Below are 24,465 nucleotides of genomic sequence, written 5' to 3'. Positions count from 1 at the left end.
CGTGGAGCAGAAAACAGTAAGTGGGATGCTTGGCAACAGATCCCGTCGCTCAAAAGGATTCACTTTAGTTGAGCTAATGATTGTGATTGCAATTGTTGGAATTTTGGCCGCAATTGCTTATCCATCATATAATCGCCAAGTTATGCAGACACGCAGAACTGATGCAATAACTGGAATTAATGAAGCGGCTCAGTTTTTGCAGCGTTGCTACTCTGATTATTATGCGTTTAATCACGCAAATTGTACCGGTTTTTTCCCGTATGATTCTGCTGAAAAGCTGTATAGAGTTACGGTTAATGCAACAGCTACAGCTTATACTCTGACGGCAACCCCCCAAGGGACGCAAACAAGCGATACGATATGTGCCAATTTTACCTTGAATCAGGCACGAACTCGAGGGATCAGTGGTACAGGTTCAGTTGCAGAGTGCTGGTAATAGCACTCTGCAGTTTTTATGCTTCAGCTAGGCTCCCTGTCTTATAGAGCATCCAGTCATCGACAAGCGCTTGCCACTCCTCACGATCCATTTCCATAGCTTCATCCCTATCTGATATTTCCAGGAATATTAAAAACCCCCTAGAAGGGCTTCTAGACAGTTTTTTGATATTAACTTCAATACCCGGCATGACTTCGCTTAAATATATGCCCGTAGCGGGATAAGCAGTTTTATTCATCACATTTCCCTGTGAATAGTTTTTTTTATGGGGTCAGAAAAAAATATCTTTACAAATTGATCCGTTTGTTTCTGCACCGCCGCCAGTTGTCTGAATAACGCACTGTAGCGACTTAAACCGTGAAAAGTTCTCCATTTATTGGCTATCTATTTCACTAGCCTTTTCTAATATTTGCATTAGCAGGTTATTTTTTGTTGCATTGTTACGCTAGGAAGCAGACCTATGAAACAAATGCGGGGATTTACGCTGACAGAAATTATGATGACGATTGCTGTGCTAGGTATCTTAGCCGTATGGGCAGTCCCATCTTTTAGAAACATCATACTGAATAATTCATTAATTTCATATAGCAATGAATTATCGGGAAGCTTGATGTTTGCTCGCTCCGAAGCAGTGACTCGAAGGAAAGATGTCACATTGTGTGCTTCAGCTAACGGCAGTACATGTAATGCAGCTAACCAATGGAATAGAGGTTGGATTATTTTTATTGATGAGAATGGCGATGGCGCACGAGCAACAGCCCCGGCAAATGGAGAAACTTTACTCCACACTGGCGATGAACCAGACGCCACTTTGACGATTCAGGGTGCTGGCTTTGCAAATGATTATATTAGCTATGATCAGCGAGGTCGTTTAAAAGGGCTTGATACTGGTTCGCTAGTGATTTGTGACCCTCGAGGTGCCAATTTCGCCAGAGCAGTAAATATAACTGCTAGCGGTCGAGCTGAATCTGCCAGAGATACCGACAATAATGGAATTGTAAATAATATGGGGGATGTAACATGTCCTTTATAAATAAAAAACATTCCGGTTTTTCGCTTCTTGAGGTGCTAATTTCATTATTTATAATGGTAATTGGTTTGTTGGGAATGGCGCAATTGCAATTAATTTCATTGCAAACAGGGCACGGTGCTTATCAGCGATCCCAAGCTGCAATTTTAGCTGTGGAATTAGCAGAACGCATGAGAGGAAATAGTGATGGTGTGGTGGGTGGAAGTTACCGGGCTGACAGTTGGGATGATTGGCTAAGTACGCCATGTGCTGTAGATAGCGATTGTTCGTCAGCAGAAGATATAGCCGCAAATGATTTATTCCATTGGAGGAGTCATGTTATTGCAGGCTTGCCGGGTGCAATAGGTTCGATCCATTTAGTGAATGGGATCAATGTGGTCAGATTGCAGTGGACTGAACAGGTACTCCAAGATCGATCATCTTCAAATTCAGACGATGCCAACAATGATGGTGCCGAGCTTCATGAATATAGTTTGCCGGTTATTCCATAGCGCCATAGGATTATTGGGATGAAATTAAATAGCTTTAAACAGATTCAATCAGGATTAACGCTTGTAGAGCTTTTGATCGCGGTAACTTTAAGCTTGTTGTTATTAGCTGGAGCTGGTCAGATTTTTTTTGGTGCAAATCCAACCTATCGCAAAAGTAATGAAGAAATTAGGCTGCAAGACAGTGGGAGGTTTTCAGTTGAAGCCATATCAAGAGATGTGCGTTTAGCGGGCTATCAGGGCTGTGCTGATCCAAATTTAATTGAGCCAAATAGAATGTCCAATGTAGCGGATACAGTTAATCCTTTTGATGAAGCAGTTAGAGCTTTTCGGGTTGATAGCACAGGAGATTGGTCCCCAAGTAGGCCTACAGATTTAAACAGTTTGGTATCTGCAAATGCGCCGCGAAATAATAGCGATGTGATTAGCATTCAAAGAGCATCTGCACGCTTTAGCCAATTGGCCATTGATATGGTATCTGCAACAGGAGTTGTCACGCTAGCTAACAATAACTTGGGGTTAGTTGCTAATGATATTGTCATAATTTCTGATTGTGAAACAGTGGATATTTTTGAAATTGGCTCTGTAACAGTAACTACAGCACCTCAGGTAGAAGTTACGTTTACTACAAATTCAGCAACTCCAGATAGAAACAATTTTAGTAAAATTTATACTAATAATGCTCGTGTCATGCAGTTAATTAGCCGGACTTACTATACAAAAAACAATGGAAAAACAAACCGCTCGGGTTATGCGGGATATTCTCTGTATCAACATGAGTCTGGAGATACTTCCGAGTTATCTGAAGGTGTTGAATTTTTAAGGGTAGGCTTATCAGAAAGAATCGCTGGAGGGGGGTTAAAAGTATTGACTGATGACCTTTCATCTGCTGATTTAGGTAATGTTGTTGGTGTGCAAATTGCAATGTTGGTTCAAACGGCAGAGCGATCCCGTAACCGGCAAGACGGAAACTCATATGATTTGTTAGGAAGTAGTTTTAGCCCAACAGATTATCAATCTGAAGATTTAAGAAGTAGGCGAATTTTTCAAACAGTTTTATCTATTCGCAACCGGGAGAATAGAGGATGAAGTGGGGTTTAATTAAATCAAACCAATCGGGCATTGTTTTAGTAGTTTGCCTGATATGGTTATTAGTTTTAACAATTCTAGGTGTCTCTTCGGTTAGAACATCCAACCTAGAAGGAAAAGTAGCCTCTAATACCCTTAGTCTTCAAAGTAGTTTAAATATTGCAGAGAGTGCTGCGTCGCTAGCGTTAGCGAGTATTGAAAGTTCGCCTAATCAATTGTCTGGGCTTATCAGTGGTATTGATGTTTCTAAAGACGTAACACCATCAATAAACCTAAGTAGTGCATCAATTACTGAATGGACTTCATCTTCAGCTGCATCAGCAGCTACTGATGTTGATGTGTCCTATGTTGGTGAAGGTATTCCTGAGGGATACTCTTTGGGCGTCAATGGCGGGTTTAAATTACATCGTTTCGAAATTGTCAGCAGAGGTGCAATTGAGACCGGAGCTGATGATACAGTGGTCGCTGAAACAACCGTTACTCAAGGTTTAGCGAGACTTGGTTTTTAATTTTTTAAAATAAAAACCAGTATCGTAGCATTAAGGAAATCATGAAAAAAACATTAATCATTTTCTTATCAATTTTGCTCCCTCTAAATTTACTTGCTGATGATAGCGAAATTTATTTTTCTGGAAATCCCGACCCTTCACAGGGTGTGTTGATGTTTAGTATAGATAATTCCATTTCACTAAATGGTCGTGTTAAATGCGAAGACCAATATTTGTTAAGGTGCCCAACTAGAAGGGACGTACTTAGCGAGTCAGTTCGGAACCTTGTTGATGATATCAAAGGCGTTACGGTAGCCTTTACTGGATTTCATGGTGGACGATATCCGAAAGGTGCGGTGGTGTTTCCACGCGCACGCGTTGGAGAGCGCTACTGTGATGAAGTAGAGTGTGATGTTGTTATACGCAGAGAAGTAGTTAAAGGTGACTCTGATGCTGTTGAGAGTTCTACCGGAGATGTTTCTATTTCCAGTAAGTTAATGGGAGGAGAAGGTGAGCATTACGTAGGTATTCACTTTTCTAACTTTCAGGCGCCTCAATCGACGCTTGTAAATTCTGGTGAATTGTCTTTCGAACTTCAGCCAGGAAACTATTCAATTGACATTCAGATTCAAGACTCAAAAAGTACCGATGCTATACAAGAAACGCATCGAAATATTAGTAATCGGTGGAATGATGAGCAGCCTACATTAAGCTTTTCTGGTGTTGCAGAGCAAGCAGAAGATAAATATTTCAATGTTCATAATTTAATCCAAAACCATTTAAATAGAAATGACTGGTGTGCAGGGCAAGCGCTTACAGTTTTGGTAAAAATAAACACAGGAAGCATTGCTTCTTTTGAAAATAATCAGTCGACGCCACCAAGGTTCGAAATCAAACTTGATCGAAGTGTGGCAGGGACTTGCCCCAAAACAGCATACCGAAGTTATGGTGAAGATTTAGTGGAAAAGGTTTTTTCTGACGAGGTAGATAACTATATTTATCATGGCTCATCTAGGGGTACATATACGGTAGATGCCGCGTTGGAAGCATTTTTTTACCTTACGGGACGAAGTGTCGAGTATGGGCGATTTCGCTCAGATTTTCTGGCAAATCAAACGCTAAACAGAATTTCTCACACTGATTCTTATGTGGGAGGGGATTTAACGAGAAATGCTGCTTGTGATGATGCTCACTTGAGTAACTCAGCGTGTATACCTGAGAAAATTAGTGGACGCGCTGTTTATAAAGCGGCATCTATAGGCCAATGCTCGAAAGTCAGGGCTGTTGTTGTAACGGATGGCGAACTTTACTCAGGGGTTTACGATTTTCCTAGTTATATTCCGGGTGCTGCTTCCTGCACTGGTTCATTTGGGCAAAGAGCTGCGTGTCAGTTAAGAGCGCTCACAACATATATGGGTAGTGTTGATCAGTTTCCTCGTATTCCTGGTGATCAGTTTATACCGACAGATATTATTGGCTTAGATATAGAAACAACTGCGATGAGACAAGTAGCAGAGGCTGGTGGTGGCAATTTCTACTTTGCCCAATCTGTTGCTGGTTTGACTGCGGCTTTTGATAGTATTTCTAATCAGCTATTAATTGATGATAGTAATGTTGCTTTTAACGTACAGGTCAATGCTTACAATCAATTGACTACTGACGATAATATTTACTTTGCTCTCTTTCAGCCCGCTCTTGGTTCAAGATGGCAGGGTAATATTAAAAAGTATCAATATAAAAATAACAATATTGTTGGTCAGAATAATGCCTTAGCTGTTGGTATTAATGGCTATAACGTCTCGGCAAAAGATTTTTGGGCATCAGGTAGTGCTTCGTCAAGTACGTTGTCAGGCGGAGCAACAAGTAACTTTACTAAAGACAGAAAGGTTTTTGTTGACCTTGACCCATCGCAGCCATTAAACCATGCATCAAATAGTATTAAGGCGGATAACAAAAACCTTACTGCTGATTTATTAGGTGTGAGTAGTCGTTTGCGAGAAAAGCAAATTGATTGGATTTTAGGTAAAGATACAGAAGATTATGATCAGGATAAAGATGTAGAAGAACTTCATCAAACTATGGGGGGCATCGTCCATAGTAATCTGGTCGTTGCCAATTATGGAGCAAATATTCAAAACGCAAAACCAATTCTATTTTCGGCAACAAGCGACGGTTTTTTGCATGCGTTTAACGCGGTAACTGGCCAAGAAGAATATGTATTTATACCAAAAGAACTTTTACCTCAGGTAAATACTGTTCGTGAAAATCAAGAGAGCGACGAAAGGCCACATGGAATCGATGGCCAATTAACTACATGGTATTCTGATCTAGATGGCAATGGATATTTCAATAAGGGTGACGCTAGTGATTTATATCTATTGTTTGGATTAAGGCGCTCCGGTGAAACCTATTATGCTTTAGATATTAGCACGCACGGACAGCCCAGTCTGCATTGGAAATTTTCTCCAAAAGAATCAGGGCTTGGTTATTTCGGTCAAAGCTGGTCAAAACCACAAGTTTTAAACATTAAAATTAATAATGAAGATAGATCTTTGGTTTTGGTTTCAGGTGGCTATGACCCTGCCAATGATACTGTGCTAACTACTGAAAAATCAAAAGGTGCGGGGTTAGCTTTGATTGATATTAAATCAGGTAACGTTGTTTGGAGTGCAGGTGGATATGGTGTAGGGGCGTTGTCAGAATTTGATCAAATGAAATATAGTATTCCTGCTACACCACGAGTTCTTGACTTAAATTCAGATGGTTTTATTGATCGATTTTATGTTGGAGATTTAGGTGGCCAGCTATGGCGATTTGATATTCATAATGGGCAAACTGTTGGAAGCTTAATTACAGGAGGAGTGATCGCCGCTGTTGCTGACCCAGATACAAAACATCAGAGGCGTCGTTTTTTCTCAACACCAGATGTATCAATAGAGGCTGGTGGTCAAATGATTAATATTGCTATTGGCAGTGGTTGGGCTTCTCATCCTTTGGATCAAGATGTTAATGATAAGTTTTACCTGATTAGAGATGATATATCTCCTAAATCAGCTTCGTATACACAAGTAATTGAATCTGATTTATATGATGCGACAAGTAAAATAGCACTTTCTAGTAACATCGGTAATGTAAATCTCAATAAAGCGAAGAATAATGGCTGGTATCTGGGGTTTAGTAATTCCGGTGAAAAAGTAGTTGGTGAATCATTAACTGCTGATGGTAATGTTATTTTTGGTACTTATATTCCTTCTGTTGATGCTGAAAATGCTTGTAGCAGTGTTGCTCTTGGTAGTGCTAAAACTTACTTGGTTAGTACAAGCTTTGCGAATCCAATTTATGATATTAATGATGATAATATTGTGGATTTATCTGATAGATTTCAACAGCTTCAATCATCATTGCTACCAAGCCAGCCACAGCTTTTACTTCCAGGGAAGGGTGAGCCTCAATTGTATCTTGGGACAGAAAAAATATTCGACGATATTGAATTTTCTCCGAATGCGGTGAATAGAACGTTTCATAGTGATTCTTTCGGAAACTAAATGAACTGGCTGTGACAAAACATCTCTCTGTTTTATATAAGAAGTCAGTTATGCAGGGTGGTATTTCTATGTGATTTAGATTAATGAGGTTGGTATGCGTTTTTTTGTAATTATTATTTTATTATTTTTTTCATCGTTAGCTTTTTCTGATGATAGTGAAATTTATTTTTCTCAAGTGGATAATGGTGGTCAGAAAAATTCATTAATCATGACACTTGATAACTCAGCATCGCTTCGGGAAAATAGAATCCCACTTCTTAATAGTATCAACCGGTTAATTGATAGCTTGTCAGGCATTCGTGTTGGAATGGTTGGATTTTATGGCGGTGGCTTCAGTTCTTTGGCTGTAGGGTTCCCTGTGGCTGATATCGATGACTCATATTGTAATGCTGTTGGTTGTTCGATTGTTGTTCGTCGCGAAGTAGCTTCAAATGATCATGATGGGTATGAAAACTCTTTTTCACAGGTTTTAACTCAATCATCTTCATTGGGTAGTGGCACAGAAAGTTATACTTTGCTTAGATTTCCTCAGTTTAATGCGCCATCAGAGATAGAAGCAGATCAAGCTGATTTAAATTTAATCGCAACTAATTCAGGATATTATAATTTTGAAGTAAAGCTATTGTCGAGTAATAGCGCTAGAGAAGTAAAAGAAGAAAATTCAGATATTTCTAATCGCTGGAGCAGTTCAACCACCAAAGTTTCTGCGAGTGGTTATGTATCGGTTGGTACTGAAATTAAAATATCCATTATAGGATTGATCAATGAGCTTCTTTCGCGTAGCGAATGGTGTGGCGGTCAAGATTTGGCTGTAATAATTAAAAACAAATCTGCAATTAGCATAGCAGCCTCTGAGCACCCATCATATCATCCTGCACAATTAGAAGTAGGTCTGATCCCGACAAGTAGATCAAAAAGTTCGTGTCCAGCAGTTAATTACGGTGTTGATAATGGTAAAGGATCAGTTGCACAACAATTAAGCAAACTTACGGTAAAAGAAGAATTAAAAAAAGAAATATCGAGTTACATGCTGAGTGATTACTATGATTACACACCAAGCATTGAATCTACGCTAGAAACGCTGTTATATATTTCAGGTGAGGCTGTTCGAAAAGGTCGATTTAGAGAAGGTAAAGATCGTGATTCGCGACAACCTATTCATTCGAGAATTGCGCACTCAGCTAGTTACAACGGAGGCAACCTTTCTCGATCAGCAGAGTGCCATGATTTTGATTTAAATAATAGTGACTGTGTTAATGAGAATATAACGGGTAATGCGGTATATAAACCAGTGATTACTCATCAGTGCCATAAAGCCCGTCATGTATTGATTACTGATGGCGAATTTTATCAAGTGACAGATGATGCCGCTCGATTAATTAAAGAAATTACAGGCTCAAGTGGTCAACCATATTGCCCTACAACGAATGCACAAAGTTTAGGGACGCAGTGCATGGCCAGGCTGGTGGGGCATATGGCTAAAAATGACTTATTTCCCGAGTTACCTGGGGTGCAGTCCGTCCAAACAGATGTCATAGGTTTTAATGTCTATCCACGACAAATTGATGAAGTGATGGCACAAAGTGGTGGAGATTTTTATCATGTGCAGTCTACTGAAGAAATTCTTGATGCACTGACAACAATTACTGAAAAATTATTAATAAATAATGGTAATGCTGTTGGAGTTGAAATTCAGGCAAATGCTTTCGATAGGCTTACTAGTAATGATAATATTTACTTATCTTTGTTTCAACCAACACTCGCATCGAGGTGGTTGGGTAATATAAGAAAATATCAACGTACACCAGCTGGTATTGTTGGAAAAAATAATGTCCCAGCGTTTGTTTCTGGAAGCATCAACCCTGCAGTGATTGATTTACTATCCACAACAAGCGCAGGTTCAGATATTTCGAATGGAGGCGTTGGCAGTAAGCTGTCAAATAATCGGATAGTTTATTCTAACCTTAGTTCTAGCCCCCTGACTGCACCTGCGAATCGAATTTCAAGAAATAACCCGCTGTTAACAACTTCATTGCTGAGTGTTTCTGACGAAGATAGAAACACTTTAGTTGACTGGGTGCTTGGTAAAGATACTCAAGATTATGATGAAGATAATAATCTATCTGAAGCGCATCAGACTATGGGGGCTATTGTTCATAGCAATTTAGTTGTAGCGAACTACGGTGTGACGAAAGCGACTGCCAATGCGCTGCTGTTTGCTGCAACATCAGACGGTTACTTGCACGCTTTTGATGAAGCAACAGGAGTTGAAGTTTTTTCTTTCATTCCCAATGAGCTGCTCTCTCAATTAAATACCGTGAGAATAGATTCTGTTGGTGATAATAGGCCTCATGGGTTAGATGGTCAGCTGTCTATTTGGTATTCAAATAAAAGTGCAGGTGGAGATTACAATGAAAATGGCCAAGGTCGAATAATATTATTTTTTGGCTTGAGAAGGTCAGGATCTAGTTATTATGCTTTGGATATTACCAATAGAAATCAGCCAGAACTCTTGTGGAACTTTGACCCAATAAATGCAGGGCTGACATATTTTGGACAAAGCTGGTCAAAGCCTCAGGTAATGTCTATTCCAATCAATAATATTTCACAAAAGGTAGTTTTAGTTTCTGGTGGCTATGATGCAAGCAATGATGAAAGTAGAACGCCAGGCAATGCTTCGGGCAATACTATCGCTTTGCTAAGTCTAGATACTGGGCAGATTTTATGGCATGCGGGAGGTACTAATACTCAAGCATCATTGCAGTTTAATTCGATGGAATTTAGCATTCCTGCGACACCTAAAGTTTTGGATCTTAATCAGAATGGCAACGCTGACAGAATCTATGTAGGAGATTTAGGTGGCCAGTTATGGCGATTTGATGTTCACAATAGTACGCGATCAACTCCAAATATCACCGGCGGTGTAATTGCATCAGTTTCTGGGGCTTCTAGCGATAACTATCGTCGTTTTTTTGCAGCACCGGATGCTTCGTTAGACTCGGCGGCGAACAAAATTAATGTAGCTATTGGAAGTGGTTGGGCGTCTCATCCTTTGGATGGTGAAGTAGGTGATCGGTTTTATTTATTTAAAGATCAGCTTTCTCCACAGAAGACTAATTATAGACAGTTGTCAGAATCTGATTTGTATGACGCAACTTCGAACCAGTTGTTTGAATCATTGGCAGCAAATAGTAAGGTTGCAGCGAACGCTCGAGATAATGGTTGGTTCCTAAGAATGCAAGGGCAAGGTGAGAAGGTTGTAAGTGAATCTTTGACACTTGATGGAAAGGTATTGTTTACCACATATAAGCCAGCCCTAGATATCGCCGATCCTTGCGTTAGAGTTGCACAGGGGGCAACTGCTTCCTATTTACTAGATTTGAAATATGCTTTCCCCGTCTATGATGTGAATTCTGATAATGTTTTGAATGCTGATGACCGTCAGGCGCCACTAGTTTCATCATTATTGCCATCACAGCCTCAGGTTGTTTTACCTGAACAAGGTTATCCAGAGTTTTATTTTGGATTAGAGCGAGGGTTTGAAGGATTTTTAATACAAAACCAAATCGGTCGAACTTTTCATTTAGATAGATCAGGCAGCAATTAATAATCATTTGATTAAAAGTGCATTCTTTTGTCAGCTTATAATTTGAATGGAAATCAGAGTAAGTGATTTTATTTAAATTGCCGCTGATTCTTAATTGTATTTTTTTGTTCTTAGTAATTATTAATTCTGTTTTGGTTGTTAGTGGTTTTGCAGTATTGCCTTGATAAATTAGCTCGCAGTGTCATTATTTAAAACAAAAAAAGGGAAGGCAGCATGCCTTCCCTTTTTTAATGGTTATCAATTACTTGATACCAGCTACAATCTTCTTACTTTGAGCTGTTAAAGATACAAGTCTTGGTCGGCCAGGCCCATTTCCGGTATCTTCTTTGATTAAAAACAGCTTTGGACTTAATGATGCGCCTCTATAACCGTGTCGGCTATAAAGGTTAACAAAGCGTGAAACTTGGTGGCGAGTTGCGCCTGATTTCTCAGAGATATCACCGAGTCTCATACCCTTACTATCGGATACTGCTAGTAAAATGAGAATCTCATCAATAGAAAGATTCCCTGCTTTGTCACGTATATAGTCTAGTGTGCCTATAAGCGATTCTTTGCTAACGCTCATTTGTGTGTGCTCCCGTCGTGTAAACCCACTTTAATAGATAGCAGGTATGACGAAAAAGTCACGCTTTAGATGAATTTGTGCGTTAGGCGGTTTAATGAGAATCCTATGCGGCCAGAAGCGTCAATCCTTATTTGTTGCGATCAACGGCAATTCTCGCCAGAGCCTCAAGTGCAGAGCGGTAATTACTTTCTGGAAGTATGCTGATAACGGCGCATGCCTCGTCAGCTAGTTGCTGTGCTCTTTGCTTAGAGTATTCCAACGCTCCCGTCTCTTTAATGATATTAGTCACAGAATCAATTTGCTCAAGAGAGCCTGCTTCAATAGCGGCGCGAATAACTGCCGCTTGTTCGGCGGAACCAGTTTTCATTGCCTGGATTAATGGCAGCGTTGTTTTGCCTTCTGCTAAATCATCACCAACATTTTTCCCCATTTCCTCAGCGCTGGCACTGTAATCCATGACATCATCAATAATCTGAAAGGCAGTACCCAGCAAATTACCGTATTCGGCCAAAGCATCTTCTTGCTGCTGACTCGCTCCAGAAAGTACCGCGCCTAGTCGGGTGGCTGCTTCAAATAGTTTGGCTGTTTTGCGACGAATCACTTCCAGGTAATCGGCTTCGCTTAAATCAGGTTCGTTGCAGTTTAGTAGTTGGAGTACCTCGCCTTCGGCAATAATGTTGGTTGCATCAGACAGAATTTCCATTACCCGCATCTGCTTTACCGAAACCATCATTTGGAATGCTCGCGAGTAAAGAAAGTCACCAACTAATACGCTGGCTTCATTTCCGAACAGCGCATTCGCAGTTTCACGTCCGCGACGTAAATCCGAAGCATCGACCACATCATCATGCAATAAAGTTGCGGTATGGATGAACTCGACGACTGCTGCTAGCTCGAGATGATCCCTTCCTTTATATGCAAGTGCATTAGCTGCCAAGAGCACCAAGATCGGCCGAAGTCGTTTGCCACCACTATTTACAATGTAATGACCTACCTGGTTCACTAAAACCACATCAGATTGCAGTCGATCCAGAATCAGCTGATCAACTTGTTGCTTCTCTTCTTTTATCAGCTCGAGAACTTGTGCGAAATCCATGACCACTCCGGGTGCCGCGCATATATAGATGGCGCAGATGCTAGGGAGTAGCGAACGATTAATCAAGCAATAGAAAGGAGTAGCTAAGGCGCAACTTTTATATAAGAGATAGAGATCGATCTAATTTACTTTGTTCTAGTTGTTTTAATTTCATAGCCAATTCAAGCTGGGCCAGCCTTTGCTGGCGAATTGAACATATAAATACTAACTCTAGGAACAACAATAGAAATCAGGTACTAGCCAACCATAAAAACTGTCGTTATAATGCCGCCGCCGGGAAAGGGCGCAAGCAGTGAAAGCTGCTCGCCGGGATCAATGGCCCCGGACACACAGCGACAGGATTTCTGTCGATCGCTATTCTCAACCGCATACAGACAACCGGTCTAAGTTGCGGTTGCCAGCATGTGAGTTATCCCGTAGAATCCGCGCCCTTACAAACAGATTTTCCCAGGTTTGCCTGCTTCCGGGCAACGAAAAGACTGGAGTTCAATATTATGTACGCGGTTATCGTAAGCGGCGGCAAGCAATACCGGGTCACCGAAGGTCAGACCCTTAAGCTAGAAAAGCTGGAAGTTGCAACCGACGCTGACGTTGAGTTTGACCAGGTGTTACTGGTTTGCAACGATGAAGATATCAAGATTGGCAAGCCTGTAGTTGAAGGCGCTAAAGTTACTGCTTCTGTAGTAGCCCATGGCCGTGCTAAGAAAGTGAAGATCATCAAGTTTCAGCGTCGCAAGCACCATCGTAAGCAGATGGGTCATCGTCAGTGGTTCACAGAAGTGAAAATCACTGGTATCAGCGCCTAACTAGGAGTCCTAACCATGGCACACAAAAAAGCAGGTGGTAGTACTCGTAACGGTCGCGATTCCGAGTCGAAACGATTAGGTGTTAAGCGTTACGGTGGCGAGAACGTATCATCAGGTAATATTCTGGTTCGTCAACGCGGAACTCGTTTCCACGCTGGCACGAATGTTCGCGTTGGTCGCGATCATACTTTATTCGCAGTAGCGGATGGCCAGGTAAAATTTGAAGTTAAGGGTCCTAAGAATCGTCAGTTCATTAGCGTTGTCGCTAGTTAATTAACAGTTTGAAGACTCTAAAAAGCCCCGCTTCGCCGGGGCTTTTTTGTATGTGGGTTTCCTATGAAGTTCGTTGATGAAGCACCGGTTCAGGTGATAGCGGGCGACGGTGGACGAGGTATCGTCAGTTTCCGTCGCGAAAAATACATCCCCAAAGGCGGCCCAGATGGCGGCGACGGTGGTGATGGCGGTCATGTTTGGCTTCGTGCCAATGATGCGGTCAACACCCTGGTGGATTTCCGTTTCACCCGAACCTATGAAGCAAGTCGTGGCCAGAATGGTGCAAGTAAAGACTGTACTGGTGCCCGCGGTGAAGATCTTTACCTAGACGTGCCAATTGGCACCGCAGTTATCGATATCGATACTGATGAAGTTTTAGGTGATTTGACTGAAGCTAACCAAACAATGATGGTGGCCCGTGGTGGTTTTCATGGAATGGGCAATGCCCACTTCAAGAGCTCTACTAACCGTGCGCCTCGCATAGCAACTGCTGGTAATCCGGGTGAGCGTCGCCGCTTGCGTTTGGAATTACGAGTAATGGCTGATGTTGGTTTGCTTGGTTTGCCGAATGCCGGTAAATCGACACTGATTACTTCAATTTCAGCTGCAAGACCTAAAGTTGCTGGCTATCCGTTTACTACCTTGCATCCAAACTTGGGTGTGGTTCGCGTTTCGGATTACAAAAGCTTTGTGGTTGCCGATATCCCAGGTGTTATCGAAGGTGCTGCAGAAGGCGCAGGTCTGGGGATTCGTTTCCTCAAGCACTTGTCGCGTACTCGCATCTTGTTGCACATGGTTGATATTGCGCCGTTTGATGGTTCAGACCCAGCAGATAATGCCGCGATGATCATTGCAGAGTTGGAGAAATTCTCTCCTGAGTTGCTGGATCGTGAGCGCTGGTTGGTTTTGAACAAGCTAGATATTTTGCCAGAAGAAGAAGGCGACGCGGTATGCGATGCGATCGTTGAAAAGCTGGGTTGGACTGGCAAGTTCTATAAAATGTCTGGATTACAGCGTCAAGGTACCAAGCAATTGGTCTACGATCTGATGAAACGTATCGATGAGATTGACGGCAACGAATAATCTTTGCCTGCGATCTGCTGTTTTCTGTTGATTGACAAGGATTGTATTAAAGCTATCGAATGATGGTGGTTTACGATCTACTGTTTTCTGTCGATTGAATTGACGCTAACGAATGATGATGGTGTACGATCTTGCACCATGTATCGATGACATTGACGGTAATGAATGATGATAAGGGAGCACGCTGCCATACCTAAGGCTCGACGCTGGGTGGTAAAGATAGGCAGCTCCTTGTTAACAGAAGACGGAAAAGGTCTTAGCCGCAAGGCGATGGCCCGTTGGGTAACCCAGTTCGAAGCATTGCGTGAGCAGGGCATCGAGCTGGTGTTAGTTTCTTCCGGCGCAATCGCTGCCGGAATGGAATCTTTGGGCTGGCAAGAGCGGCCTGAATCGTTAGATCAGCAGCAGGCTGCCGCCGCTGTCGGTCAAATGCGTTTAGCCCAGGCTTGGGAAGATATCTTTCAAATTTTTGGTAGTCAGACCGCTCAGGTGTTGCTGACCCATGAAGATCTTTCCGATCGTGGTCGTTACCTTAATGGTCGAAGCACTTTACGAGCTTTGCTGTCTCATAAAGTCGTGCCAATCATTAACGAGAATGACACGGTAGTCACCGATGAAATCCGTTTTGGCGATAACGACACCTTGGCTGCGCTGGTCGCTAATTTGCTTGATGCAGATTTGCTGGTGATTCTGACCGACCAAACTGGCTTATTCAAAGAAGACCCCCGTAAAAACCCCAATGCAGAATTAATCCAACAAGCTGCCGCTGACGATAATACGTTAGATGCAATGGTGGGTGATGCTGGGCGTTTGGGTCGTGGCGGAATGATTACCAAGTTGCGTGCTGCACGTTTAGCGGCGCGTTCTGGTGCAACCACAGTGATCGCCTGTGGTAAGCAAGATAAGATTATCGAACAGCTCTCGCAGGGCCAGCGACAAGGAACCTTGTTGTGGTCAGGTCGAGAGCGGGAAGTGGCTCGTAAGCAATGGCTGGCGGGTCAGCTGCGAATGAATGGCAAGCTGCAGCTAGATGATGGCGCGGTGAAAGTGCTGAAACAATCTGGTCGAAGTTTGTTGGCCGTAGGTGTTCGCGGTGTGGAAGGTGTTTTTCGTCGTGGTGAGCTAGTAGCTTGTGTTGATACTCAAGGGCGAGAAGTCGCTAGAGGATTGGTCAATTACAGTTCAGAAGACGTTAAGAAAATTCAGGGTAAAGCCAGTAGTGATATTTCTAAAGTGCTAGGTTTTATGTCAGATGAAGAACTGATTCATCGCGATAATCTGGTATTGCTTTAAGTGCCAAAAGACTTTAAAGCAAATAGCAGATACAAAAAAACCAGCTTAAAAGCTGGTTTTTTTGGGATGTCTTGTCAGCAGTTATTAAGCAATTGCTTTAACGTGCGCTGCCAAACGAGACTTGTGGCGTGCAGCCTTGTTCTTGTGGATCAGGCCTTTGTTAGCCGCACGATCCAGAACAGGTACTACCGCCTGATAGGCGCTTTCAGCTGCTGCTTTGTCTCCGCTCTCAATCGCGCTGAGAACTTTCTTGATGAATGTACGCATCATGGAGCGTCGGCTTGCATTGTGCTGGCGCCGCTTCTCGGACTGACGGGCACGCTTTCTGGCTTGTGCAGAGTTAGCCACGTTTTAACTCCCGGTAATTAAATTTAGGGTATAACAAGGCGCGAGAATATGCCGCCTTGAAGAAGGATTGTCAATCTTTTTCGATGCGGTTTAGGCTGCAAGTAACGGTGCGGGCAGGATTTTGCCGGTAAATGGATGCTTGAATAGAATCAATGGTGATATGCAAAGCTCACAACAACAATCTCAACCGGTAAGGCCGCCGGCTTCAAAGGCCGAGTCTAAAGGGCTCTTAAGTTCGACGCTGCTCGTCAGTAGTATGACAATGTTATCAAGAGTGATGGGGTTCGCCAGAGACATTATTTTAGCCCGACTGTTAGGCGGCTCACCGGCAGCAGATGCTTTTTTTGTTGCCTTCAAAATTCCCAATTTCATGCGTCGTTTGTTTGCAGAGGGTGCGTTTTCTCAAGCATTTGTTCCTGTGTTGTCACAATGGCGAGAGGAAGGTGGTAAAGCTGCGGTACGTGACCTAGTTGCTCACAGTGGTGGCACGCTGGCGCTAATTCTTTTTGTCGTCAATCTAATCGCGGTGATTGCCGCTCCTTTATTAGTCACTGTTTTTGCGCCGGGCTTTATTGATCAGCCAGAAAAATTTGAATTGGCCGGTCAGTTATTGCGAGTGACCTTTCCCTATCTGATGCTGATATCGCTGACCGCTTTTTGTGGCGCGATTCTTAACACCTGGGGTAAGTTTGGTATTCCAGCATTTACTCCAGTGCTGTTGAATATCTCGCTAATTATTGCTGCGCTGGTTTTTGCACCAGGCATGGAGCAGCCGGTAGTTGCTTTGGCGTGGGGTGTTTTTGTTGCTGGAATCGCTCAGCTTCTATTTCAGTTGCCGTTCGTCTGGAAATTAGGCTTGTTGCCAAAGCTAAAATGGGGTGGCCAACATAAAGGCGTTAAGCAAATTTTAACGCTGATGATACCGGCGCTGTTTGGTGTTTCGGTTGGCCAAATAAATCTATTGCTAGATACCTTGCTCGCTTCCTTTCTACAAGACGGTTCTATTAGTTGGCTGTATTTTTCTGATCGCTTGATGGAATTCCCTCTGGGTGTTTTCGGTGTTGCGTTAGCGACTGTAGTCCTGCCGCACTTATCTCGAACTCATACCAGCGGTGATACGGTAAAGTTTTCTGCCAGTATCGATTGGTCATTACGGATGGTGTTTTTGATTGGGCTACCTGCAGCGCTCGGGCTGGGCTTATTGGCGGAACCGATGCTGGCGACATTATTCCAGTACGGTGCTTTTACTGATCATGATGTTTTGATGGCAGCCAGAAGCTTGCGGGCCTATTCGCTTGGTTTGCTGGTATTTATTCTGGTGAAAGTGTTGGCCAATGGTTTCTATGCCAGACAAGATATGAAAACTCCAGTACGTATCGCTATTATCGCGATGGTGGTCAACATGGCGTTTAACTTGGCACTAATTTTCCCGCTACAACATGCCGGTCTCGCCTTGGCGACTTCATTGTCGGCAATCGTTAATGCCGGTTTGTTATGGCATGGTTTGGCCAAGTCAGGTGTTTGGAAGGCTGCCGCTGGCTGGGGTGTTTTTATCCTTCGTCTACTGCTGGCGCTTTTTACCATGGGATTTATTTTGCTTTGGTTTACCCCGGAATCCGGTTGGTGGCTGGCGCAAAATGCCTTGAACCGTGGGCTGTGGCTGACTGGATTGATCGGTGGCGGAGCACTCGGATATTTCTGTGTTTTATTGATCAGTGGCTTGCGAGTACGACATATCCGCGCTCCAATGTAGTTTCTTTGTAGCGTGGCGAGTAATCGCTTTATATAATGCCGGATTCGCTTAGCTAGGATTTGTCGTGCGATGGAGTTAATTCGCGGCCTGCACAATCTGAAACCCCGACACCACGGATGTGTCGCCACCATTGGAAATTTCGATGGGGTGCATCTGGGGCATCAGGCGGTTTTATCCAAATTGATGCGGCAAGCTGAAAAAATGGGATTACCTTCAACGGTGATTCTGTTTGAACCTCAGCCAAGAGAATATTTTTCACCTCAAGGTGCGCCGGCGCGTTTGGCCAGCTTGCGCGAAAAATACCTAGCGATGGCCGAGTTAGGTGTCGAACGCTTATTGTGCTTGCCATTTAACCGAAAACTATCTGATTTACTGGCGACAGATTTTGTCCGTCAGGTTCTAATCGATGGGTTAGGTGTGAAATTTTTAGTGGTCGGCGATGATTTCCGCTTTGGACATAATCGCGAAGGCAATTTCAATTTATTGCGGCAAACTGGCCGTGATCATGGTTTTCAGGTCATCGATACCCAAACCTATGCCATGAATGATTGCCGAGTCAGCAGCACTCGAATTCGCACCATGTTAAAGCAATCTGATTTATCCGCTGTGGAAGACTTGCTGGGGCGTAAATATCGCATCAGCAGTCGGGTCGCTTATGGCGATCAACTGGGGCGCCAGTTAGGATTCCCCACAGCAAACCTGATCCCAGGTAAAAGAAAACTGGGTGTTCAGGGGGTTTATGTTGTGCGCTTTTTTGCCAAAGGGCAAAGCTGGTACGGCATGGCCAACGCAGGTTTCAGGCCAACCGTTGATGGGCGAGAACAGCGGCTTGAAACACATCTATTTGACTATGATGGCGACCTTTATGGGTGCTATGCCAGTGTCGAATTTATTCACCGGCTGCGACCGGAACAACGTTTTTCTGGACCTGAAGAGTTGAAGCAACAATTAGCTATCGACAAATTGCAGGCGCTAGATTTCCTGGCCGAATATACGGCCAACAGCCATTAACCGGGTTAAAGACGACCGATATGAGTGAGTATAAAGATACGCTGAATCTGCCTGAAACAGATTTCCCGATGCGTGGCAATTTGCCGAAGCGGGAGCCAGATTTTATCAAGCGCTGGCAGACTCAGGAAATTTACCAGAAGATTCGTAATGCCCGTGCTGGACGCGAAAAGTTCATCCTGCATGACGGCCCTCCTTATGCCAACGGCGATATTCATATCGGTCACGCAGTAAATAAAATTCTCAAGGACATTATTGTTAAGTCACGTACCGTGGCTGGCTTTGACGCGCCTTACGTTCCAGGTTGGGACTGCCACGGACTACCAATTGAGCACAAGGTAGAAAAGAAAGTTGGCAAACCTGGTATTAAGATTTCAGAAAATGACTTCCGCAAGAAGTGCCGCGAATATGCAGCGACTCAGGTAGAAGGTCAGAAAGCTGGTTTTGTACGTTTGGGCATTTTAGGTGAGTGGGAAAACCCTTACCTAACGATGAACTTCGACACTGAAGCCAATATTGTCCGTGCCTTGGGCAAAATTGTAGAAAACGGTCACTTAGCGAAAGGCTACAAGCCAGTTCATTGGTGTACTGACTGCGGTTCGGCTTTGGCTGAAGCGGAAGTCGAATACGAAGATAAGGTTTCGCCATCGATTGATGTTGCTTTCTCGGTTGTTGATGAAGCTGCGTTTATTGAGCGAATGACCACAGAAGACTCTGCAGGCGAAGGCGAAATCAATGTGGTGATCTGGACCACTACGCCTTGGACCTTGCCAGCCAACGAAGCGGTTTCTTTGCATGCTGATTTTGAATATGTGCTGGTTCAGGCAGAAATTCATGGTGAGCAAAAACGCCTGCTGATCGTTGAAGACCTGTATCAAGAAGCCATGGAACGCTATGGCGTAGAAAACTTCAAGATTGTTGCGCGCTGTAAAGGTGCTGCGCTGGAGTTGGTTAAGCTGCGTCATCCATTCCAGGATCGTCAAGTGATCGTGATTCTAGGTGATCACGTAACCACTGAAGGTGGAACCGGTTGTGTACACACCGCGCCTGCTCACGGTCAAGATGACTATGTTGTTGGCGGTCGCTATAACTTGCCGGTGAATAATCCGGTGGCATCGAATGGTTGTTACAACTCCGATGCTGAAAACTTCCCGGGCATGCACGTATTTAAAGCCAATCAGCCGGTTCTCGATTTATTAACCGAGAAAGGCCGTTTGGTAAATGCCAAAAATATCAAACACAGTTATCCACATTGCTGGCGCCACAAAACGCCCATTATCTTCCGTGCCACTGCCCAGTGGTTTATCTCTATGGATAAGGAAGGCTTACGTCAAAAAGCAATGGAAGCCATTAAAGGTGTTGATTGGTTGCCTGAATGGGGCGAACTTCGCATTTCTAACATGGTTGAAGGCCGTCCAGACTGGTGTATTTCACGCCAGCGTACTTGGGGCGTGCCAATTGCTTTGTTTGTGCATAAAGAAACCAGCGAGTTGCACCCAAGAACTGCCGAGCTAATTGAGCAGGTTGCTGCGAAAATTGAGCAAGGCGGCATTGAAGCTTGGTTCGCGCTAGAAACTGAAGAATTACTAGGCGCTGAAGCGGCTGACTACGACAAGGTGAGCGACACCTTGGACGTATGGATTGATTCTGGTGTGACTCACTTCTCGGTATTAAAACAGCGCGAACAATTGCAGTTCCCAGCTGATTTATATTTGGAAGGTTCTGACCAGCATCGCGGTTGGTTTATGTCATCATTGATGACTTCTATGGCGATCAACGATTGCGCACCCTACAAGCAAGTGCTGACGCATGGCTTCGCGGTAGATGGTAAAGGTCGCAAAATGTCCAAGTCATTGGGCAATGTGATTTCACCGCAGAAAGTTGCCGATAACATGGGTGCAGACGTGCTGCGTTTGTGGGTAGCTTCCACTGATTACCGTGCAGAAATGACGGTATCGGATGAAATCCTCAAGCGGACTTCAGACTCTTATCGTCGAATCCGCAACACCTCGCGCTTCCTATTGGCCAACATGAGCGGCTTTGATCCAAAAGCACACATGGTTGAGCCAGAAAACATGCTAGCGCTAGACCGCTGGGTGGTTGATCGTGCAGCACGCCTGCAAGATGAAATTAAAGCGGCTTATGAAGATTATCAATTCCATTTGATCTACCAGAAATTGCATAACTTCTGTTCGGTTGAGTTGGGTGGTTTTTATCTGGATATTATTAAAGATCGCCAGTACACCACTCAAGCAGATAGCCTAGGCCGTCGTTCATGTCAGACCGCTTTATTCCATGTGACCGAAGCAATGGTTCGTTGGATGGCGCCGATTCTTAGCTTCACCGCTGAAGAAATCTGGAGCTTTATTCCAGGTGAGCGTGAAGAGACAGTATTTGTTGCTGAATTCTACGACCAGTTGGCGCGTTTGCCAGAAGGCGAAGCAATGGATGCTGACTACTGGGATCAGATCTTGCACATTCGTTCTGCAGTGAACAAACTGTTGGAAAATGCCCGCAAAGAAAATGTGATTGGCGGCAGTCTGGAAGCAGATTTAACGCTTTATGCTGATGACAAATTGCAAGCGGCGTTAAGCCAGCTGGGTGAAGAGTTACGTTTCATCTTCATTACTTCTGAAGCGCGTGTTTTGCCGTTATCTGAGAAAACTGATGCCGCACAGCAAACTGACGTTGAAGGTCTTTACTCGTTAGTTGCCAACGCCACGGCTGAAAAATGCGTGCGTTGCTGGCACCGTCGCCCAGATGTTGGCAGCCACAGTGAGCATCCTGAGTTATGTGGTCGCTGTATTGATAACGTTGCCGGTGATGGTGAAGTGCGTCATTACGGATAAATGATTTAAGCGCCACCTTTCGCAAAATTTAGCTGGGCCCGCCATTCCGCCCAGGGAATGGCGGGATCCAGTTACAGGGAAATAATGCTGTATTGTGTAAAAACGATCAGTTCAGTCTGGTTGCTTTTCCAATTGATGGCCGCAAATTCAGTACTACGACGGTTGTGAAACCCCATGTCTCTGGGTCCTCGCCAATCTCTGGCGAGAATGACGATGCGTTATCAATCCAATGCGTTGTATCGAGCTGAGCGGTTGATATAAAAAGAGACATCACTTTGCAGGAGAACTTGATGGTAGGCAGGAAGTCTTTTTGGGTATGGATGCTAATTGCTGCGTTCTGGATCATTTTTGATCAAACCAGTAAATACTATGCAGAACTGTTGCTTGAGTTTGCGCGCCCGATAGAAGTTTTTCCCTTCTTTAACTGGACGCTGCTTTATAACGAAGGTGCAGCCTTCAGCTTTTTAAGTGATGCGGGTGGCTGGCAACGTTGGTTCTTCTCGATATTAGCCGGTACTGTTTCAGTGGTAATTGCTGTTTGGTTGTGGAAATTACCGCAGCACGAGAAGCTAAACGGTTTTGCTTTATCTTGTGTTTTAGGTGGTGCAGTTGGCAACCTGATTGACCGGGTTCGCTTGGGTCATGTGGTCGATTTTTTGGATTTCTATTACCAAAACAGTCACTGGCCAGCATTTAATGTTGCCGATGTTGCGATTGTTTGTGGTGTAATTTTGATGCTGTTAGATGGCTTCATTAATAAAGAAAGCAAATAACCACCCGAGCAATGTAATCTTGCTGACCTATTGAATTTTGCAACGGATGCATCAATTTTGAGCATCCGTTTTTATTATCTGTTTTACGATCAGAAGAGGGTTCGCCATGAGCGACGCTGCAAATCCTGAAGTAGCCGCTGGAATAATCGGGCCTGAAAGTCAGGTGACGTTACATTTCACGATTAAATTAAAAGATGGCTCGGTAGCAGACAGCACCAAGGTGAATGACACACCTGCCAGGTTTACCGTGGGTGACGGCAATATGGGCCCTGCGTTTGAACAGGCGATGATGGGCTTGAGTGCGGGCGAAAACAAAAGCCTAGAGCTCTCGGCAGATGAGGCTTTTGGTCAACCGAATCCAGAGTTTATTCGTCACTTTCCTCTGGCCAATTTCCCAGCAGACCTCGAATTGGAAGAAGGGGTAATTGTTGGTTTTTCAGCGCCAGATGGCTCAGAACGGCCAGGTATCGTGCGCAGCTTTGAAGGGGCAGAAGTGTTGATCGATTTCAACCATCCTTTAGCTGGTGTTCCGGTGATTTTTGAAGTGGAAATTCTGGAGGTGGCATGAATAGCGGTGTGAACTCGAATAGTGGAAAGCGCAATAACATTAAAATCCAGTTAGCCAATCCACGCGGCTTTTGTGCCGGTGTCGACCGAGCGATTGATATTGTTAATCGTGCGCTTGAGTTATTCGACGCCCCCATTTATGTCCGCCATGAAGTGGTTCATAACAAGTTTGTGGTGGGCGATTTGCGAGATCGTGGCGCAGTTTTTGTTGATGAATTGCATGAAGTGCCAGATGACGCCATCGTAATTTTTTCGGCGCACGGTGTTTCGCAAGCGGTACGCCAAGAAGCGGCTCGCCGTGGTTTAAAGGTTTTTGATGCAACCTGCCCGCTAGTCACCAAGGTTCACTTGGAAGTCGCGCGTTACGCCAAAGATGGTTATGACTGCTTGTTGATTGGTCATAGAGGCCACCCGGAAGTCGAAGGTACTATGGGCCAGTTCGACTGGAGCCATGGCGGCCAGATGCAGGTGGTAGAAGATGAGCAAGAAGTTGCTGAGTTAGATATTAAGCAGCCAGAAAAACTGGCTTACGTTACCCAGACCACGCTTTCGATGGATGATACCGCCAAAGTAATCGATGCTTTAAAAGCACGCTTTCCTGAAGTTCGCGGACCAAAGAAAAATGATATTTGCTATGCCACTCAAAACCGCCAAGACGCAGTAAAAGATTTGGCGCGTAATTCAGATATGTTGCTAGTGGTCGGCTCAGTGAATAGCTCCAATTCAAATCGTCTGCGAGAACTGTCTGAAAAGCTCGGCACGCCGGCCTATTTGGTTGATGGTGAGCAAGATATCCAACAAAGCTGGCTAGATGGCGTGACCTCAGTCGGCGTTACTGCGGGCGCTTCTGCACCGGAAATATTAGTGCAGCGAGTGATTCGAAAACTTCAAACTTGGGGCGGTAGTTTGCCGACTGAGCTTGAAGGTCGTGCTGAGAATATTGTATTTACTCTGCCTAAAGAGTTACAGAACGACTCATAGAACAATCCTTTCCTGACTGGGCGGTCAGCTTAAATGCCGCCCAAATCTCTGGTCTGACCACTTATCATCTTTCAGAGCCACTTAAAACGCGACAAAAAGACACGTTTCAACCGTCTGGTTTTTGCAGTTTTATATCTTTGTAACAGTATTGTCATCAGAGATAACACTTCATCGCGTATCTAACTGATTGTTTTATCGCATTTTTAACTTCAACTTTTCATCAAAATTATCTAGTTATGAGTTGGGTGACAAAATAGTAATTGACACCCTATTTCTCACATTTTAAAAAAGTTGTGTCATATACCAGAGGTTGTGTTAAATGATTTGGGTCAATAGAATCAAAGCATAAAGTTCGATGCAGTAGAGTTAATCAAGGCGTCAAAAATA

General features: G+C 43.9%; 21 protein-coding genes. 17 read left to right on the top strand and 4 right to left on the bottom strand.

Annotation, left to right across the window (positions count from 1 at the left end; all coding sequences use genetic code 11):
- Position 1: 1 nt before the first annotated feature.
- A complete protein-coding gene (locus DC094_RS22570) occupies positions 2-436 on the top strand; it encodes a type IV pilin protein (protein ID WP_304598349.1) in 435 nt (144 codons plus the stop codon).
- A 16-nt stretch (positions 437-452) separates the two neighbouring features.
- Here DC094_RS22570 and DC094_RS07610 read toward each other — a convergent pair whose 3' ends face one another.
- Complete coding sequence (locus DC094_RS07610; protein ID WP_116686522.1) at positions 453-674, bottom strand: hypothetical protein; 222 nt, start codon at positions 672-674, stop codon at positions 453-455.
- Between the two features lie 222 nt (positions 675-896).
- Between DC094_RS07610 and DC094_RS07605 the strand changes: the two genes are divergently transcribed.
- The 6 genes from DC094_RS07605 (at position 897) to DC094_RS07580 (ending at position 10,683) form a co-directional block, all read left to right on the top strand.
- A complete protein-coding gene (locus DC094_RS07605; RefSeq protein WP_116686521.1) occupies positions 897-1,469 on the top strand; it encodes a GspH/FimT family pseudopilin in 573 nt (190 codons plus the stop codon).
- On the top strand, positions 1,457-1,957 hold the full coding sequence (gene pilV, locus DC094_RS07600) for a type IV pilus modification protein PilV (protein WP_116686520.1): 501 nt from the start codon (positions 1,457-1,459) through the stop codon (positions 1,955-1,957). The genes DC094_RS07605 and pilV overlap by 13 nt, the downstream gene beginning before the upstream one ends.
- An 18-nt stretch (positions 1,958-1,975) precedes the next feature.
- Positions 1,976-3,043 (top strand): PilW family protein, encoded by a 1,068-nt coding sequence (locus DC094_RS07595; protein WP_116686519.1) that lies wholly within the window; start codon positions 1,976-1,978, stop codon positions 3,041-3,043.
- On the top strand, positions 3,040-3,552 hold the full coding sequence (locus DC094_RS07590; protein WP_116686518.1) for a pilus assembly PilX family protein: 513 nt from the start codon (positions 3,040-3,042) through the stop codon (positions 3,550-3,552). Before DC094_RS07595 ends, DC094_RS07590 begins: the two co-directional genes overlap by 4 nt.
- Before the next feature lie 41 nt (positions 3,553-3,593).
- On the top strand, positions 3,594-7,076 hold the full coding sequence (locus DC094_RS07585; RefSeq protein WP_116686517.1) for a pilus assembly protein: 3,483 nt from the start codon (positions 3,594-3,596) through the stop codon (positions 7,074-7,076).
- Between the two features lie 94 nt (positions 7,077-7,170).
- Positions 7,171-10,683: a pilus assembly protein gene (locus DC094_RS07580; protein WP_116686516.1), complete on the top strand. Its 3,513-nt coding sequence runs from the start codon at positions 7,171-7,173 to the stop codon at positions 10,681-10,683.
- 241 nt (positions 10,684-10,924) lie between these two features.
- On the opposite strand, the gene DC094_RS07575 is transcribed toward DC094_RS07580, so the two are convergent.
- Positions 10,925-11,248, bottom strand: coding sequence for a MarR family transcriptional regulator (locus tag DC094_RS07575; protein WP_116686515.1), 324 nt, complete (start codon positions 11,246-11,248; stop codon positions 10,925-10,927).
- Positions 11,249-11,375: 127 nt separating this feature from the next.
- Positions 11,376-12,344 (bottom strand): octaprenyl diphosphate synthase, encoded by a 969-nt coding sequence (gene ispB, locus DC094_RS07570; protein WP_116686514.1) that lies wholly within the window; start codon positions 12,342-12,344, stop codon positions 11,376-11,378.
- A 494-nt stretch (positions 12,345-12,838) separates the two neighbouring features.
- On the opposite strand from ispB, the gene rplU reads away from it, so the two are divergent.
- From rplU to proB, 4 genes are all read left to right on the top strand, one after another.
- Positions 12,839-13,150 carry a 50S ribosomal protein L21 gene (gene rplU, locus DC094_RS07565; RefSeq protein WP_116686513.1) on the top strand — a complete coding sequence of 104 codons (312 nt, stop codon included), beginning with the start codon at positions 12,839-12,841 and terminating at the stop codon, positions 13,148-13,150.
- 15 nt (positions 13,151-13,165) lie between these two features.
- Positions 13,166-13,423 (top strand): 50S ribosomal protein L27, encoded by a 258-nt coding sequence (gene rpmA / locus DC094_RS07560; protein WP_116686512.1) that lies wholly within the window; start codon positions 13,166-13,168, stop codon positions 13,421-13,423.
- 63 nt (positions 13,424-13,486) lie between these two features.
- Positions 13,487-14,506: an Obg family GTPase CgtA gene (cgtA, locus tag DC094_RS07555; RefSeq protein WP_116686511.1), complete on the top strand. Its 1,020-nt coding sequence runs from the start codon at positions 13,487-13,489 to the stop codon at positions 14,504-14,506.
- A gap of 168 nt (positions 14,507-14,674) precedes the next feature.
- Positions 14,675-15,799 (top strand): glutamate 5-kinase, encoded by a 1,125-nt coding sequence (proB, locus tag DC094_RS07550; protein ID WP_116686510.1) that lies wholly within the window; start codon positions 14,675-14,677, stop codon positions 15,797-15,799.
- A gap of 84 nt (positions 15,800-15,883) precedes the next feature.
- On the opposite strand, the gene rpsT is transcribed toward proB, so the two are convergent.
- On the bottom strand, positions 15,884-16,147 hold the full coding sequence (rpsT, locus tag DC094_RS07545; protein WP_116686509.1) for a 30S ribosomal protein S20: 264 nt from the start codon (positions 16,145-16,147) through the stop codon (positions 15,884-15,886).
- Between the two features lie 160 nt (positions 16,148-16,307).
- On the opposite strand from rpsT, the gene murJ reads away from it, so the two are divergent.
- The 6 genes from murJ to ispH all read left to right on the top strand — a co-directional run bounded on the left by murJ (position 16,308) and on the right by ispH (position 24,078).
- Positions 16,308-17,900 carry a murein biosynthesis integral membrane protein MurJ gene (gene murJ / locus DC094_RS07540; RefSeq protein WP_116686508.1) on the top strand — a complete coding sequence of 531 codons (1,593 nt, stop codon included), beginning with the start codon at positions 16,308-16,310 and terminating at the stop codon, positions 17,898-17,900.
- 69 nt (positions 17,901-17,969) lie between these two features.
- Complete coding sequence (gene ribF / locus DC094_RS07535) at positions 17,970-18,911, top strand: bifunctional riboflavin kinase/FAD synthetase (RefSeq protein ID WP_116686507.1); 942 nt, start codon at positions 17,970-17,972, stop codon at positions 18,909-18,911.
- A gap of 20 nt (positions 18,912-18,931) precedes the next feature.
- Entirely contained in the window at positions 18,932-21,757 is a 2,826-nt protein-coding gene (gene ileS / locus DC094_RS07530; protein WP_116686506.1) for an isoleucine--tRNA ligase, read from the top strand.
- A 290-nt stretch (positions 21,758-22,047) separates the two neighbouring features.
- Positions 22,048-22,530, top strand: a complete 483-nt coding sequence (gene lspA, locus DC094_RS07525) for a signal peptidase II (RefSeq protein WP_116686505.1) — start codon at positions 22,048-22,050, stop codon at positions 22,528-22,530.
- 106 nt (positions 22,531-22,636) lie between these two features.
- Positions 22,637-23,098 (top strand): FKBP-type peptidyl-prolyl cis-trans isomerase, encoded by a 462-nt coding sequence (fkpB, locus tag DC094_RS07520; RefSeq protein ID WP_116686504.1) that lies wholly within the window; start codon positions 22,637-22,639, stop codon positions 23,096-23,098.
- Complete coding sequence (gene ispH, locus DC094_RS07515; protein ID WP_241503989.1) at positions 23,095-24,078, top strand: 4-hydroxy-3-methylbut-2-enyl diphosphate reductase; 984 nt, start codon at positions 23,095-23,097, stop codon at positions 24,076-24,078. The genes fkpB and ispH overlap by 4 nt, the downstream gene beginning before the upstream one ends.
- Positions 24,079-24,465 lie beyond the last annotated feature (387 nt).

The organism is Pelagibaculum spongiae (assembly GCF_003097315.1).
GTDB classification, from domain to species: Bacteria; Pseudomonadota; Gammaproteobacteria; order Enterobacterales; family Pelagibaculaceae; genus Pelagibaculum; species Pelagibaculum spongiae.
Note: the sequence above shows the minus strand (reverse complement) of the source record. Positions and strands in the feature narration are given on the sequence as shown.